The sequence below is a fragment of the Pseudomonas syringae genome, assembly GCF_001698815.1.
Taxonomy (GTDB): domain Bacteria; phylum Pseudomonadota; class Gammaproteobacteria; order Pseudomonadales; family Pseudomonadaceae; genus Aquipseudomonas; species Aquipseudomonas syringae_A.
In genome coordinates this window covers 1-14474 of sequence record NZ_LGSI01000022.1, presented here as the reverse complement: position 1 = coordinate 14474, position 14474 = coordinate 1, and the positions used below count along the sequence as shown (strand labels likewise).

Genomic DNA, 14474 nt, shown 5'->3' with positions numbered 1-14474 from the left:
TTGAACCTGTAGGACGGCCCGCGTGAACTTAGCGTCGGCGGGCGCGGGGGTGTTAGGATAGCGATCCGTGTGCTCTGCGACCATTACAATGATTCAGCAACTGTGTTGCCGGGCTGTCACGTAGCTGACCATCCCTGTAGGAGCGAGCTTGCTCGCGATAGCGCTAAGTCGGTCGATGAGCTCTTCGCCTGATAAATCGAATCGCGAGCAAGCTCGCTCCTACAGTGAGTTGCGGATTATGCTCGGCGGGCAGCTGAACAAGCAGTCGCAAAAGTAGTCTGTTTTGCATGTCAGAATTTTCAGAGGCGCCGCTCTGGCGCGTCGCTACCTTGAGATAGCCGTCCTCCATGTTTGGTTCCAACGACGACAAGAAGAACCCAGCCCCGGCTGGCGAGAAGAAAGGCCTGTTCGGATGGCTGCGCAAGAAGCCGCAGGAAACCGTAGTCGAACAGCCACAAGACTTACCCACAGCTACGCCTGAGCCGATTGTCGAATCGACTCCGCTGGTCGCTGAGCCGCAGTTCGTCCCGGCGGCGACGCCTGAACCTGTGCGCGAAGCCTTCCACGCTGAGCCGCAGCCGATCAATCCGCCTGCGCAGTCCCAGCCGTGGCTGACCTTGCCGGTTGCCGAAGAGTCAGTGGCGCTGATCGACGAGCTTGAGCCGCACGTTACGCCGCCAATCGCGCCGCCGGTGGTTTTCCATCCGCAGCCAGCGCCGACTCCTGAGCCGCAGCCAGAGCCGCGAATTGACGTGCCAATGGTTGAGCCCGAGTCGACCATCGTTCCAGAGCCAGAGCCAGAGCCAGTCCCGGAACCAGAACCAGTCGCCGTAGCGCCGGTGATCGTCCCGGTTGCGCCGGTGATCGCGCCAGTTGTCGTCGCGCCAGAGCCAGAACCTGCGCCACCAGCCGTCGTGCCCGTGACCGAAGCGGCCAAAGCTGGTTTCTTTGCCCGCCTCAAGCAAGGCCTGTCGAAAACCAGCGCCAGTCTCGGCGAAGGCATGGCCAGCCTGTTTCTTGGCAAAAAAGTCATCGACGATGATCTGCTCGAAGAAATCGAAACCCGCCTGCTGACCGCCGATGTCGGTGTCGAAGCCACGGGTGTGATCATTCAAAGCCTGACGCAGAAGGTCGCGCGCAAGCAGCTGACCGATGCCGACGCGCTGTACAAATCCTTGCAGGCCGAGCTGGCCGCGCTGCTCAAGCCGGTTGAGCAACCGCTGATCATCGACAGCAGCCGCCGACCGTTCGTGATTCTGGTGGTCGGCGTCAATGGCGCGGGCAAGACCACGACCATCGGCAAGCTGGCCAAGAAGCTGCAGCTGGAAGGCAAGAAAGTCATGCTGGCCGCGGGCGATACCTTCCGCGCTGCGGCTGTCGAGCAATTGCAGGTTTGGGGTGAGCGCAACAATATTCCGGTCATCGCCCAACACACCGGCGCGGATTCCGCTTCGGTGATCTTCGATGCCGTGCAGGCTGCCAAGGCCCGTGGTATCGACGTGTTGATCGCTGACACCGCCGGGCGTCTGCACACCAAAGACAACCTGATGGAAGAACTGAAAAAGGTTCGCCGGGTCATGGGCAAGCTCGACGCCGACGCGCCGCACGAAGTGCTGTTGGTACTCGATGCCGGCACCGGGCAGAACGCCATCAACCAGGCCAAACAGTTCCATCAAACCGTGACCCTGACCGGTCTGGCCTTGACCAAGCTCGACGGCACCGCCAAGGGCGGCGTGATTTTCGCGCTGGCCAAGCAGTTCGGGCTGCCGATTCGTTACATCGGCGTGGGCGAGGGCATTGATGACCTGCGCACCTTTGAAGCCGAACCCTTTGTCCAGGCTCTGTTTGCGGAGCGGGAGCGCACATGATTCGTTTCGAACAGGTCGGTAAACGCTATCCGAACGGACACGTCGGCTTGCATGAGCTGAGCTTTCGAGTACGTCGCGGTGAATTCTTGTTTGTCACCGGTCACTCCGGTGCGGGCAAAAGCACCTTGTTGCGCCTGCTGCTGGCCATGGAGCGCCCGACCACGGGCAAACTGCTGCTGGCCGGTCAAGATCTGGGCCAGATCACCACGGCGCAGATCCCGTTTTTGCGTCGGCAGATCGGCGTGGTGTTCCAGAACCACCAGTTACTGTTTGATCGCACCGTGTTCAACAACATCGCCTTGCCGTTGCAGATTCTTGGCTTGTCCAAGGCCGAGATCAACAAGCGCGTCGATTCCGCGCTGGAGCGTGTGGCGCTGTCGGACAAGACCGACTTGTACCCCGGCGATCTGTCCACCGGTCAACAGCAACGCGTCGGTATCGCCCGCGCCATCGTTCATCGCCCGGCTTTGCTGCTGGCCGATGAACCGACCGGTAACCTCGATCCACGCCTGGCGGCGGAAATCATGGGCGTGTTTGAAGACATCAACCGGCTGGGCACCAGCGTGCTGATTGCCAGTCACGACCTGGCGCTGATCGCCCGCATGCGCCATCGCATGCTGACCTTGCAACGCGGTCGTTTGATCGGCGACGGGGAGGCTGGGGTATGAGTGCCACACGTTCGTCCAAGGTTTCCGATCGCGTCGCGCCAAAAGCCGCCGAACCGACGCCACAGAAAAAACCCAAGAAAAACAGCCACGATGACGACGGACCGGATTTCGGCACGCTGTTCAATGCCTGGCTGGAAAGCCATCGCTCCAGTCTGGCCGACAGTTTGCGCCGTCTGGGCAAGCAGCCGATTGGCAGCTTCTTTACCTGTCTGGTCATGGCGATCGCCTTGAGCCTGCCGATGGGCCTGTCGTTGCTGTTGAACAACGTCGAGCGTCTCGGCGGTTCCTGGCAGCGGGCGGCGCAGATTTCGCTGTACCTCAAGCTCGATGCCAGCGCCAGCGAAGGCGACAAGCTGCGCGATGAAATCAAGCTGATGCCGGGGGTTGCCGACGCTGAATACATCAGCCGCGAGCAGGCCTTGACCGAATTTCAGCAGCAATCGGGGCTGGGCGAGGCGCTCAAGGAGTTGCCGGAAAACCCGTTGCCGGGCGTCGTGCTGGTCACGCCGAACGAAGTCGACAAGCCCGCGCTGGAAGCACTGCGCACCCGTCTGGCGGAAATGCCGAAGGTGCAGCAGGCCCAACTGGATCTGGTCTGGGTCGAGCGTCTGGCGGCGATCCTGAAACTGGGCGACCGCTTTGTGTTTGGCCTGACTGTCCTACTGGTTCTGGCCTTGCTGCTGGTGATTGGTAACACCATTCGTCTGCACATTGAGAACCGACGCACGGAAATTGAGGTCATTAAACTGGTTGGCGGCACCGATAGTTATGTACGGCGTCCTTTCCTTTATATGGGCGCATTGTATGGTCTCGGGGCAGGGTTTCTGTCTTGGGGGGTTCTGGCTTTTGGTCTAGACTGGCTCAACGACGCGGTTGTCGGGCTGGCCGGGCTGTATGGAAGTGACTTCGCGCTGGCCGGTGTTCCGCTTGCAGATGGCCTTTCGCTCTTGCTTGGAGCGGTGCTCTTGGGGTATATCGGTGCGTGGATTGCAGTAGCACGCCATTTGAGTGAGTTGGCACCTCGGTAAATTTTTCTTCATCTATTGACGATGTAGGACCGGCTTTAGCCGGGAGCACGTGAAAACGCGGCTCTCGCGGCCCTTGCGGCTAAAGCCGCTTCCTACATAGCGTATTCCCAAGAGGGAGCGCGGTTTGGTTAGGGAACTTGTCTAGCGGTTCCCGGTCAATTTCGCAGTGCTGAACTGCACGAGTCATGTGTCGGAGGTATCGTTTCGTATGACCACTTCTTTGCAACCTGTCTATGCATTAGCCCCAGGCGCAAACCTGGAAGCCTATGTGCACACCGTGAACAGCATCCCTTTGCTGACGCCGGAGCAGGAGCGTGAACTGGCTGAGAGTTTGTATTATGAGCAGGATTTGGGGGCGGCTCGGCAGATGGTCCTCGCCCACCTGCGTTTTGTCGTGCACATCGCACGCAGCTATTCCGGCTACGGTCTGGCCCAGGCTGACCTGATCCAGGAAGGCAACGTTGGCCTGATGAAAGCCGTGAAACGCTTCAACCCGGAGATGGGTGTGCGTCTGGTTTCCTTCGCCGTTCACTGGATCAAGGCGGAAATCCACGAGTTCATCCTGCGCAACTGGCGCATCGTCAAGGTCGCGACCACCAAGGCACAGCGCAAGCTGTTCTTCAATCTGCGCAGCCAGAAGAAACGTCTGGCCTGGCTGAACAATGAAGAAGTGCATCGCGTGGCGGAAAGCCTCGGTGTCGAGCCACGTGAAGTGCGCGAGATGGAAAGTCGTCTGACCGGTCACGACATGGCGTTCGACCCGGCAGCCGAAGCCGACGACGACAGCGCGTTCCAGTCGCCTTCCAATTATCTGGAAGACCACCGTTACGATCCGGCGCGTCAGCTGGAGGATTCCGACTGGACCGACAATTCCACCGCCAATCTGCATCAGGCGCTGGAAGTGCTGGACGATCGCAGCCGCGACATTCTCTATCAGCGCTGGCTGGCTGAAGAGAAAGCCACGCTGCATGACCTGGCGCAGAAGTACAACGTCTCCGCCGAGCGTATTCGTCAGCTGGAAAAAAGCGCGATGAACAAGCTCAAGTTGTCGATTGCTGCGTAAGCGGTAGCCGAACAAAAAAACGCCCCGAATGGGGCGTTTTTTATTGGCTGTCAATTTTCGTTGGAGCGAGGCTTGGGCTCAAAACGTCCGGCTATGATTCAACCCGGTCAAATACTCATCCCCGCCTAACTGGCGCATTTGCTGGCGGATCCAGCCGGCACGGCGCAGCACGTAGCTGCTCGGGTGGCTTGCACTCCATTTGCGGGGGTTGGGCAGGACGGCGGCCAGATAGCTCGCCTGTTGCGTGGACAGGGCGCTGGCGTTGACGCCGAAGTGGTGCTGCGCCGCCGCTTGGGCGCCGAACACGCCTTCATCCCATTCGACACTGTTCAGGTAGACCTCAAGAATCCGCTCCTTGGACCAGAGCATCTCGATCAACAGGGTGAACCACGCCTCCAGGCCTTTACGCACATAGCTGCGGCCGGACCACAGGAACAGGTTCTTCGACACCTGCTGGCTCAAGGTGCTCGCGCCGCGAATGGAGCCGCCAAGCTCGTTATGGCTGATGGCCGCCTGAATTGCACCGACGTCAAAACCCCAATGCTCGGCGAATTTCTGGTCTTCACCGGCAATCACGGCAATTTTCAGGTTGTTGGAGATTTTTTCCCAAGGCTCCCAGTCGCGTTGCAGGTCAATAGGCTGGCCGTCGAGCCAGGATTCAACCTTGCGCTCGACCATCAGTGCAGTGCCTGGGGGTGGCACGAAACGGAAGATCAAAACCAGAATGACGCTACCCGCTGCAAACCAGAGCAGGCCTTTGATGAACCGTTGCACAATTAAACGCAGCATAGAGATGGCTTGGCCGAACCCGTTGAGCGGGCCATTATACAGACCGTGCGCCTTTGGACGATTTTTGACTGGAGTTCTCGATGCTTCGTACCTTTTTAATGCTTGCCGCCTTCTTTGGTTTCACCGGCGTGGCCCTCGGTGCATTCGCTGCCCATGGCCTGAAAAACCGCTTAAGCGCTGAATATCTGGCGATTTTCCATACCGGCGTGCTCTATCAGTTGGTGCATGCGCTGGCGTTGCTGGGCGTGGCGTTGCTCGCGGCGCAGATTCCCGGCCGCTTGATGACCCTGGCCGGTTACTCGTTCGCCATCGGCATCCTGCTGTTTTCCGGCAGCCTTTATCTGCTGACGCTTACCGGAGTCAGCAAGCTGGGCATCATCACGCCGTTTGGCGGGCTGGCGTTTTTGATTGGCTGGGCGATTCTCGGTCTGGCCGCGTGGCGTCTGGGCGGGGTTTGATTGCCGCCGCTGCAACATGAAATCTCTGACATAAAGCCACTTGGTTCAAACATAACTCCAGTCCCGCGCTATGGTAAGGATCATGCTTGAGCCTCGCGCGGCTTGAGCCGAAGCCACGGATCCAAGGTCCGATGGCTGAGTCTCATAAAAAAACCTGGAGAAAACATGAAGACCTTGTTGGTAAAAACTGCTCTCGCGGGCCTCTTGCTGAGCGCCTCTCTTCTCGCCAATGCTGCCGACGTTCCGCACACCGCGTCGCCTGCGGGTGCCGAGGTTTACATTATCTCGCCCAAGGACGGCTCCACCGTTCCGGGTACGTTCAAGGTTCAGTTCGGTCTTAAAGGCATGGGCGTTGCGCCGGCGGGCGTGGATGTTCCCGATACCGGGCACCATCATTTGCTGATTGACGTAAAAGATCAGCCTGACCCCAACGCACCGTTGCCGGTGAGCGATAACATCCGCCACTTCGGCAAAGGCCAGACCGAAACCGAAATCACCTTGCCGCCGGGTCGCCACACCTTGCAATTGATTGTCGGCGACAAGAGCCACATCCCGCTCAACCCGTCGGTCGAGTCGAAGGCGATTACGGTTAATGTGAAGTAATCGGCTGGGCACCAGCCCATTACCGTAGGACCGGCTTCAACCGGGAGGGGGCGGTACATTCGCTGAAACTCCTTGGTCAGGAATGAAGCTCTCCCGGCTAAAGCCGGTCCTACGCAACGCGCCCGCTAACCCCGTCTGTCCCGCGCCATGGCTTTGTAAGCGAAGACCTGGAACTGCGCGCCGTTGAGTGTGAACTCCCCGGCCTGATTCATGCCCATCTTCTTGTGCGCCTTGATCGACGGCTCATTGTCGCCCCGGATGAACAACACACCTTGTCGGCCGGGCTCCAGCTCCAGCAAATGCTTGAACATCGCCTGCGCGAGGCCGCCACCGCGCTCGGTTTCGCTGACACAGATCGGGCCGTAGATGTAGGCGTCGTCATCCAGGTAGGCATAGGTCTGGAGCGTTTTTTCCACAACAGGGATCGGCCGCAGGCTGTTCACTGTCTGGGATGTCGTCATCAGGAAAGCAACCACTTCATTGTCGCGACAAGCGACGATCTGCGGCATGTCCGACATCATTTCTTCTATCTGCTCAGATGTCAGTTCGGCGGCGAGTGTGCCACCTTGAGCCAGTTGATTCGCGTGCTGAAGCTTTACGATTCCGGGCAGATCCGCTTTGCGCGCTGTGCGGATCTTGATTCCATTTCCGGTCATGACCTTCTCCCTTTTTCCCTTGCTCACAAAACGCCAAAAACCAAAAAGGAGACCCGAAGGTCTCCTTTTTTGTTGACGCTTAAAGCTTAGAACAACACGCGGCTGCGGATGGTGCCTTTGATGTGCTGCAGCTTTTCCTGCGCCAGATCGGAATACTCGGCATCGACGTCGATGACCACGTAGCCGACTTTCTCGTTGGTCTGCAGGAACTGACCGGAGATGTTGATGCCGTTTTCGGCGAAGACCTTGTTGATCTCGCTCATCACACCCGGAATGTTTTCGTGGATGTGCAGCAAACGGTGCTTGCCAGGGTGAGCCGGCAGCGCAACTTCCGGGAAGTTGACCGAGGACACCGACGTACCGTTGTCGCTGTACTTGACCAGCTTCTCTGCCACTTCCAGGCCGATGTTGGCCTGGGCTTCGGCGGTGGAACCACCGATGTGCGGGGTCAGGATCACGTTGTCCAGGCCACGCAGCGGGCTTTCGAAGATGTCGTCGTTGGAGCGAGGCTCAACCGGGAACACGTCGATGGCCGCGCCGATCAGGTGTTTGTCCTTGATCGCGTCAGCCAGGGCGTCCAGTTCAACGACGGTGCCGCGCGCCGCGTTGATCAGGATGCTGCCCTTTTTCATGGAGCGGATTTCTTTCTCGCCGATCATCCACTGGGTTTCAGCGGTTTCCGGAACGTGCAGGGTCACGATGTCCGACATGCCCAGCAGTTCGGTCAGGCTGGAAACCTGGGTCGCGTTGCCCAATGGCAGCTTGGTCAGGGTGTCGTAGAAATAAACCTGCATGCCAAGGCCTTCGGCCAGCACGGAAAGCTGAGTGCCGATCGAGCCGTAGCCGACGATGCCGAGCTTCTTGCCACGGATTTCGAAGGAGTTGGCCGCGCTCTTGATCCAGCCGCCACGGTGGCAGGATGCGTTCTTCTCAGGGATGCCGCGCAACAGCAGGATCGCTTCGGCCAGTACCAGCTCGGCAACCGAACGGGTGTTGGAATATGGCGCGTTGAACACGGCGATACCGCGCTCGCGGGCAGCGTTCAGGTCGACCTGGTTGGTACCGATGCAGAAGCAGCCGACTGCGACCAGTTTCCTGGCGTTGTCGAACAGCTCTTCAGTCAGTTGCGTGCGGGAACGGATGCCGATGAAGTGAGCGTCGGCGATCTTTTCTTTCAGTTCGGCTTCCGGCAGAGACTTGGTGTGGTACTCGATGCTGGTGTAACCGGCTGCCTTGAGGACGTCCACAGCGGATTGATGGACGCCTTCGAGAAGAAGGAACTTGATCTTGCTCTTGTCGAGGGAAGTCTTGCTCATCTGCTTAAACCTGTGTCCCGGAGAAAAATGGCAGGAAGTGAAGCCTTCGCTTTATCGGCCCGAAAGCTCGATTAGCGGGGGGCGTATGCTAGCATATGCACCCCGCGAAACCCCATTCCTGGACGTGAAGCGTTCTCAGGATGACCATGAATTGTTCGAGAGTTCCGTCGATGACCCATCCTGCGCTGATAGATGAGCTGAAGACCCTGGTTGAGCCTGGCAAAGTGCTGACCGATGCCGACTCCCTTGAGGCCTACGGCAAGGACTGGACCAAGCAGTACGCACCCGCGCCCGTTGCCATCGTCTTTCCCAAGACCATCGAGCAAGTGCAGGCAATCGTCCTTTGGGCCAATGAACACAAGGTTGCGCTGGTGCCATCCGGCGGCCGGACCGGGCTTTCCGCCGCAGCCGTGGCAGCTAATGGCGAAGTGGTTGTCTCGTTCGACTACATGAACCAGGTGCTGGAACTGAACCTCACCGAGCGCACCGCACGCTGCCAGCCGGGTGTGATCACCAAGCAGTTGCAGAACCTCGCGGAAGAAAACGGCCTGTACTATCCGGTCGATTTCGCGTCGTCGGGTTCCAGTCAGATTGGCGGCAATATCGGCACCAATGCCGGCGGGATCAAGGTCATTCGCTATGGAATGACGCGCAATTGGGTTGCGGGCCTGAAAGTCGTCACCGGCAAGGGCGACATCCTCGAACTGAACAAAGACCTGATCAAGAACGCCACCGGCTACGATCTGCGTCAGTTGTTCATCGGCGGTGAAGGCACATTGGGCTTTGTGGTCGAGGCCACCATGCGCCTGGACCGTGCGCCGAAGAACCTGACCGCGATGGTGCTGGGAACCACAGACTTCGATTCGATCATGCCCGTGCTGCATGCTTTCCACGGCAGGCTGGATCTGACGGCCTTCGAGTTCTTTTCCGACAAGGCATTCGCCCGGGTCATGAGCCGTGGCGACGTACCTTCGCCGTTCGATACCCCGTGCCCGTTCTATGTCCTGCTGGAATTCGAAGCGACCACCGAAGACGTGGCCAACGAAGCGCTGGCGACGTTCGAGCATTGCGTCGAGCAGGGCTGGGTGCAGGATGGCGTGATGAGCCAGAGCGAACAGCAACTGCAGAACCTGTGGAAGCTGCGCGAATACATCTCGGAAACCATCTCGCACTTCACGCCTTACAAGAACGACATTTCGGTCACAGTTTCTAAAGTGCCCGCGTTCTTGAGCGAAATTGACGCGATCGTCGCCGAACACTATCCGGATTTCGAAGTGCTCTGGTACGGTCATATCGGCGATGGCAACCTGCACTTGAACATCCTCAAGCCTGAGGCGCTCGACAAGAACGAGTTCTTCGTCAAGTGCGCCAAGGTCAACAAATGGGTGTTCGAAACCGTGCAGAAGTACAACGGCTCGATTTCCGCCGAACACGGCGTGGGCATGACCAAGCGCGATTATCTGACTTACAGCCGTTCGCCGGTTGAGATCGAATACATGAAGGCCGTCAAAGCCGTATTCGACCCGAACGGCATCATGAATCCGGGCAAAATCTTCGCGGTTTAATCGGCCTTCGCTATTTATAGTGGCAACACCTACAACGATCAGAGCCAGGAGCAGCCATGAGCTATCAGCACAAGTATGTCGACGGGACCAGCATCCACTTTCCAATGGGCAAAGTGGTGTGCATTGGCCGCAATTACGCCGAACACGCCAAGGAACTGGACAATCCGGTGCCGAGCGAGCCGCTGCTGTTCATCAAGCCAGGCAGTTGCGTGGTGCCGCTGGAAGGTGGGTTCACGATTCCGGCTGATCGCGGCTCGGTGCATTACGAAGCCGAAATCGTCGTACTGATCGGCAAACCGCTGACCAAGAGCCCGACCCGCGAAGAAGTCCTGGATGCCATTTCCGGCTTCGCTCCGGGCCTGGACCTGACCTTGCGTGATCTGCAGTCGAAGCTGAAAGAGAAAGGCCTGCCTTGGGAATTGGCCAAATCGTTCGACGGCGCGGCAGTTATCGCACCTTTCGTCCCGACAGAAACCTATGACGACCTGACCGATATTGGTATTCGTCTGACCATCAATGGCGAAGTTCGTCAGGACGGCAACAGCAGCTCCATGCTCAACCCCATCGTGCCGATGATTCAGCACATGGCGGCGTGCTTCTCGCTGCAAGCTGGGGACCTGATCATGACCGGCACGCCAGCCGGCGTTGGTCCGTTCCAGGCTGGAGACGATCTGGTGCTTGAACTGACCGGCCACACCCGTTTCGAAAGCAGCGTTCGGTGATTCTGGCCTGAACCTGAAAAGCCGTCTGCGACGCTGTCGCAGGCGGCTTTTTTATGTCCGATCCGCACTGCTCCATTCAATTGGCGTTTTTTTCACAATTGATCTGGATAATCCCGCCTCGGCCCTGCTCGGGGGCATTGCGCAACCAGACGCCGTATCTGCTCAGGAATGTCCTCCATGTCCACCCGCTCCCGATTGTTGAAACCCAAAGGCCGCCTGTCGCGCATGCGCTGGTATGCAGGATTGCTGCTTGTCGCGGTGATCGGCTACGGCGTGGCTTTCCTGCTGCATTGGGATGATCGCGGCGTGCTGTGGATCAAGGAAGCGCTGGAAAGCCCGTCCGAGCGCGCCGCCAGCTTCTGGTTGCCCGACTATAAGGTTGATATCGACGCCAAGTTGCTGCCGGGCATGGAGAAGGACGAGGCTTCTGATCTGTCCTACAGCCCTGCGAGCAAAACCCTGTTTTCGGTCATGGGCAAGAACGCTTTTCTGGTCGAGCTGACGTTGAAAGGCGATGTACTGCGCAAGATTCCGCTGGTGGGCTGGAGCAATCCTGAAGGCGTCGCGGTGCTGGAGAATGGCTTGATTGCGATCACCGATGAGCGCCAGCACCTGCTGACCATCGTCAAGGTAGCGCCGGACACCACGACGCTAAACATCGCCGAGGCCATGAAATACGACCTCGGCCCGTCGAAAGACCAGAACAAGGGCTTTGAAGGCATCGCCTGGGACCCGCGCCGCCAGCAAATCCTGCTTGGCGAAGAGCGTCCGGCGGCGATGTTTGCCTGGAAAAGTGATGGCAGCGGATTGCTTGAGGGCGACAAACAGAAACTCGAAAGCCTCGTATTGAATATGCGCAACCTGTCGGCACTCAGCATCGAGCCGCGCACCGGCCACACCCTCGCACTGTCCGCGGATTCGCACTTGCTGCTGGAACTGGACGAGAAGGGTGAGCAGGTCAGCTTCATGACTCTGCTGGGCGGCTTCAACGGCCTGAACAAGACCATTCCTCGTGCCGAAGGTGTGGCAGTCGATGAAAGCGGCACGATGTACATGGTCAGCGAGCCGAACCTGTTTTATTCGTTCAAGAAACAGTAAGGATGACCTACAAATCCGTTGGAGCGAGGCTTGCCCGCGAAGAGGCCAGTACATTAGCCCTGATTCTTCGAGCCTGAAATACTGTCTTCGCGGGCAAGCCTCGCTCCAACGAGCGGCCCGCAATTAATTTGGTGATGGCTCAACGCTATTAAGTTTTAATTCAGTTTGGCATGGTATTTATGCTGCCCGTCTGATCGTCGAGCCCTCTGCATGCGTCGCTTCTTCACTGCAAAAATTGTCTACCCGATCCTGATTCTCCTGGCGTTGCTGATGTTTTTCGTGGGCCGCGAGTATCGGTTGATGGAGCGCGCCTGGTTCAATTGGCACGTGCTGTGGCAAGCGAAAGATCTCGCGACGGTTGGGCTTGGCGACTATCGCGTGATCATCGAAGCCCAGCCCATCGTCGGGCTCGACGATGACGTTTCCGCCCTCAGCTACGATCCGGACCGCAAAAGCCTGTTCACCGTCACCAACAAGAATGCCGAGATGGTCGAGCTGAGCCTTGATGGCCGGATTCTGCGCCGCATCGCGCTGACCGGTTTTGGTGATGCCGAGGCGGTGGAGTACATCAGTCCTGGCATTTACGTCATCAGCGATGAATACCAGCAACGGCTGATCAAGGTGCACGTGGACGATGACACGCTGTTTCTCGACGCGGCGGACGCCGAACAACTGACCCTGGGCATTGATGCTGGCGGCAATAGCGGTTTTGAAGGTCTGGCGTACGACACCAAGGGCCAGCGGCTGTTTGTCGCCAAAGAGCGCAAGCCGGTGCAGATCATCGAGGTGCGGGGCTTTCCCAATCTCAGCACCGATACGCCCAATGTCATCGAAGTAGCCTCCAATGCGCAACGCGATGCGGGATTGTTCGTGCGTGACCTGTCCAGCCTGCAATTCGACGAGCGCAGCGGGCATTTGCTGGCGCTGTCTGATGAGTCGCGACAGATTCTCGAACTCGACACCGAAGGACGACCGGTTGGCAATGTCTCGCTGAGCGGCGGCCAGATGGGCCTGCGCAAGAATGTGCCGCAAGCCGAAGGCATCGCCATGGGCGACGACGGCACGCTGTATCTGGTCAGCGAGCCGAATCTGTTTTATGTATTCAAGAAGCAGTGAAGCCGGTCTCGCTTTGCAAACAATCGGTAGGAGGGGACTTGTCCCCGAAAGGCGGCAGGACCAGCGTTGATTTGCCAGATATCGCTCATCGTTTGCCTCACCGCTTCCCGGACAAGTCCGGTCCTACCTGATTCTTGCAAAGCCGGTAGGAGGGGACTTGTCCCCGAAGGAGGCAGGACCAGCGTTGATTTGCCAGAAATGGCTCATCGCTTGCTTCACCGCTTCCCGGACAAGTCCGGTCCTAGCTGATTCTTGCAAAGCCGGTAGGAGGGGACTTGTCCCCGATGACGGCGGATGGGTCAGCATCATTTCACTTGACCCAACCCTGTGTCTTTGCCGACCGCTTCCCGGACAAGTCCGGTCCTACCGATCAATGGCTTATCGAGTCAGTGTCTTCACGCCTTCGCTGGTGCCCAGCAGCAGCAAATCAGCCGGACGCGCAGCGAACAGGCCGTTGGTGACCACGCCGACGATGGCGTTGATCTGGCTTTCCAACTCGACCGGGTTGGTGATGTTCATGTTGAACACGTCGAGAATGATGTTGCCGTTGTCGGTCAGCACGCCTTCGCGGTAGACCGGATCGCCGCCCAGCTTCACCAGTTGGCGAGCGACATGGCTGCGGGCCATAGGAATAACTTCCACTGGCAGCGGAAAAGCGCCCAGCACCGGCACCAGTTTGCTGGCATCGGCAATGCAGATGAAGGTCTTGGCCACGGCCGCGACGATTTTCTCGCGGGTCAACGCCGCGCCGCCGCCCTTGATCAGGTGCAGGTGTTCGTCGCTTTCATCGGCGCCATCGATATAGAACTCCAGATCGCTGACGGTATTGAGTTCGTAGACCGGAATGCCGTGGCCCTTGAGGCGTGCCGCAGTGGCTTCGGAACTGGCGACCGCGCCATCGAAAGCGCCCTTGTGCCTGGCCAGCGCGTCGATGAAGCAGTTGGCGGTGGAGCCAGTGCCGACGCCGACGACGCTCTTGTCGTCCAGTTTCGGGAGGATGAAGTCCACGGCGGCCTGGGCCACAGCTTGTTTGAGTTGATCCTGGGTCATGCGGGCTCCGAGTCAAAGCGACCTTGCAGGAGCCAACCTGTTGGCGAAGGGCCTGACGTACTGCATCAGGAATGCCCACTCGCCAACAAGTTCGTTCCTACATGGCTCAAAAGGGCCAGCATTATAGCGACATGCCGCCGGGAAAACCCCGTCATTCGTGTGGTCGTCCATCAGTGTGCGCGGTAGACTTCGAGCCCTTGCCCTTTTTCGCCAGTGATGTTTCCCCGATGCTTGAACAGTACGTCAAGAAAATCCTCACCTCCCGCGTCTACGACGTGGCCGTGGAAACTCCGCTGCATGGCGCTCGCCAGCTGTCCGAACGGCTGGGCAATCAGGTGCTGCTCAAGCGCGAAGACTTGCAGCCGGTGTTCTCGTTTAAGATTCGCGGCGCGTACAACAAGCTGGCGCAGTTGAGCCCGGAAGAGCTGGCGCGCGGCGTGGTCACCGCGTCGGCGGGCAATCACGCGCAAGGCC

Annotated in this window: 15 protein-coding genes; 11 read left to right on the top strand and 4 right to left on the bottom strand. The window is 58.6% G+C overall.

Translation table 11 applies throughout. The features are described 5' to 3' along the window. Positions 1-347: 347 nt before the first annotated feature. From ftsY to rpoH, 4 genes are all read left to right on the top strand, one after another. Positions 348-1868, top strand: a complete 1521-nt coding sequence (gene ftsY / locus AFK24_RS06695) for a signal recognition particle-docking protein FtsY (protein WP_065832515.1) — start codon at positions 348-350, stop codon at positions 1866-1868. Further along, on the top strand, positions 1865-2536 hold the full coding sequence (gene ftsE / locus AFK24_RS06690) for a cell division ATP-binding protein FtsE (protein ID WP_020293460.1): 672 nt from the start codon (positions 1865-1867) through the stop codon (positions 2534-2536). Before ftsY ends, ftsE begins: the two co-directional genes overlap by 4 nt. After that, positions 2533-3564 (top strand): permease-like cell division protein FtsX, encoded by a 1032-nt coding sequence (gene ftsX / locus AFK24_RS06685; protein WP_065832514.1) that lies wholly within the window; start codon positions 2533-2535, stop codon positions 3562-3564. Before ftsE ends, ftsX begins: the two co-directional genes overlap by 4 nt. 208 nt (positions 3565-3772) lie before the next feature. Next, positions 3773-4627: an RNA polymerase sigma factor RpoH gene (gene rpoH, locus AFK24_RS06680; protein WP_065832513.1), complete on the top strand. Its 855-nt coding sequence runs from the start codon at positions 3773-3775 to the stop codon at positions 4625-4627. Positions 4628-4705: 78 nt separating this feature from the next. Here rpoH and mtgA read toward each other — a convergent pair whose 3' ends face one another. Further along, on the bottom strand, positions 4706-5416 hold the full coding sequence (mtgA, locus tag AFK24_RS06675) for a monofunctional biosynthetic peptidoglycan transglycosylase (protein WP_065832512.1): 711 nt from the start codon (positions 5414-5416) through the stop codon (positions 4706-4708). A gap of 80 nt (positions 5417-5496) precedes the next feature. Here mtgA and AFK24_RS06670 point away from each other — a divergent pair, with 80 nt between their 5' ends. Further along, positions 5497-5874, top strand: a complete 378-nt coding sequence (locus tag AFK24_RS06670; RefSeq protein ID WP_065832511.1) for a DUF423 domain-containing protein — start codon at positions 5497-5499, stop codon at positions 5872-5874. Positions 5875-6039: 165 nt separating this feature from the next. Next, the gene (locus tag AFK24_RS06665; protein ID WP_065832510.1) at positions 6040-6477 is read left to right on the top strand and encodes a DUF4399 domain-containing protein; all 438 of its coding nucleotides are present in this window, start codon (positions 6040-6042) and stop codon (positions 6475-6477) included. A 125-nt stretch (positions 6478-6602) separates the two neighbouring features. Here AFK24_RS06665 and AFK24_RS06660 read toward each other — a convergent pair whose 3' ends face one another. Together AFK24_RS06660 and serA are read right to left on the bottom strand one after the other, a co-directional pair. Next, entirely contained in the window at positions 6603-7133 is a 531-nt protein-coding gene (locus tag AFK24_RS06660; RefSeq protein ID WP_080482063.1) for a GNAT family N-acetyltransferase, read from the bottom strand. Between the two features lie 86 nt (positions 7134-7219). Beyond that, positions 7220-8449, bottom strand: a complete 1230-nt coding sequence (gene serA, locus AFK24_RS06655; RefSeq protein ID WP_065832509.1) for a phosphoglycerate dehydrogenase — start codon at positions 8447-8449, stop codon at positions 7220-7222. A 170-nt stretch (positions 8450-8619) separates the two neighbouring features. Between serA and AFK24_RS06650 the strand changes: the two genes are divergently transcribed. The 4 genes from AFK24_RS06650 (at position 8620) to AFK24_RS06635 (ending at position 12950) form a co-directional block, all read left to right on the top strand. After that, on the top strand, positions 8620-10014 hold the full coding sequence (locus tag AFK24_RS06650; protein ID WP_065832508.1) for an FAD-binding oxidoreductase: 1395 nt from the start codon (positions 8620-8622) through the stop codon (positions 10012-10014). A gap of 56 nt (positions 10015-10070) precedes the next feature. Continuing rightward, positions 10071-10736 (top strand): fumarylacetoacetate hydrolase family protein, encoded by a 666-nt coding sequence (locus AFK24_RS06645; protein WP_065832507.1) that lies wholly within the window; start codon positions 10071-10073, stop codon positions 10734-10736. A 177-nt stretch (positions 10737-10913) separates the two neighbouring features. Beyond that, positions 10914-11834: an SdiA-regulated domain-containing protein gene (locus AFK24_RS06640; RefSeq protein WP_080482062.1), complete on the top strand. Its 921-nt coding sequence runs from the start codon at positions 10914-10916 to the stop codon at positions 11832-11834. A 210-nt stretch (positions 11835-12044) separates the two neighbouring features. After that, a complete protein-coding gene (locus AFK24_RS06635; RefSeq protein ID WP_065832505.1) occupies positions 12045-12950 on the top strand; it encodes an SdiA-regulated domain-containing protein in 906 nt (301 codons plus the stop codon). Between the two features lie 378 nt (positions 12951-13328). Here AFK24_RS06635 and rpiA read toward each other — a convergent pair whose 3' ends face one another. Next, complete coding sequence (gene rpiA / locus AFK24_RS06630) at positions 13329-14000, bottom strand: ribose-5-phosphate isomerase RpiA (RefSeq protein ID WP_065832504.1); 672 nt, start codon at positions 13998-14000, stop codon at positions 13329-13331. Positions 14001-14227: 227 nt separating this feature from the next. Between rpiA and AFK24_RS06625 the strand changes: the two genes are divergently transcribed. Continuing rightward, the coding region (locus AFK24_RS06625) for a pyridoxal-phosphate dependent enzyme (RefSeq protein ID WP_139110459.1) at positions 14228-14474 on the top strand (247 nt) is incomplete at its 3' end.

Bases quoted from the DNA above. Each gene is read 5' to 3' on its own strand.
- AFK24_RS06640 (WP_080482062.1), top strand. From the start codon at position 10,914: ATGTCCACCCGCTCCCGATTGTTGAAACCCAAAGGCCGCCTGTCGCGC.
- serA (WP_065832509.1), bottom strand. From the start codon at position 8,449: ATGAGCAAGACTTCCCTCGACAAGAGCAAGATCAAGTTCCTTCTTCTC.
- AFK24_RS06650 (WP_065832508.1), top strand. From the start codon at position 8,620: ATGACCCATCCTGCGCTGATAGATGAGCTGAAGACCCTGGTTGAGCCT.
- AFK24_RS06645 (WP_065832507.1), top strand. From the start codon at position 10,071: ATGAGCTATCAGCACAAGTATGTCGACGGGACCAGCATCCACTTTCCA.
- AFK24_RS06660 (WP_080482063.1), bottom strand. From the start codon at position 7,133: ATGACCGGAAATGGAATCAAGATCCGCACAGCGCGCAAAGCGGATCTG.
- rpiA (WP_065832504.1), bottom strand. From the start codon at position 14,000: ATGACCCAGGATCAACTCAAACAAGCTGTGGCCCAGGCCGCCGTGGAC.
- mtgA (WP_065832512.1), bottom strand. From the start codon at position 5,416: ATGCTGCGTTTAATTGTGCAACGGTTCATCAAAGGCCTGCTCTGGTTT.
- AFK24_RS06635 (WP_065832505.1), top strand. From the start codon at position 12,045: ATGCGTCGCTTCTTCACTGCAAAAATTGTCTACCCGATCCTGATTCTC.
- ftsX (WP_065832514.1), top strand. From the start codon at position 2,533: ATGAGTGCCACACGTTCGTCCAAGGTTTCCGATCGCGTCGCGCCAAAA.
- ftsE (WP_020293460.1), top strand. From the start codon at position 1,865: ATGATTCGTTTCGAACAGGTCGGTAAACGCTATCCGAACGGACACGTC.
- AFK24_RS06665 (WP_065832510.1), top strand. From the start codon at position 6,040: ATGAAGACCTTGTTGGTAAAAACTGCTCTCGCGGGCCTCTTGCTGAGC.
- AFK24_RS06670 (WP_065832511.1), top strand. From the start codon at position 5,497: ATGCTTCGTACCTTTTTAATGCTTGCCGCCTTCTTTGGTTTCACCGGC.
- ftsY (WP_065832515.1), top strand. From the start codon at position 348: ATGTTTGGTTCCAACGACGACAAGAAGAACCCAGCCCCGGCTGGCGAG.
- rpoH (WP_065832513.1), top strand. From the start codon at position 3,773: ATGACCACTTCTTTGCAACCTGTCTATGCATTAGCCCCAGGCGCAAAC.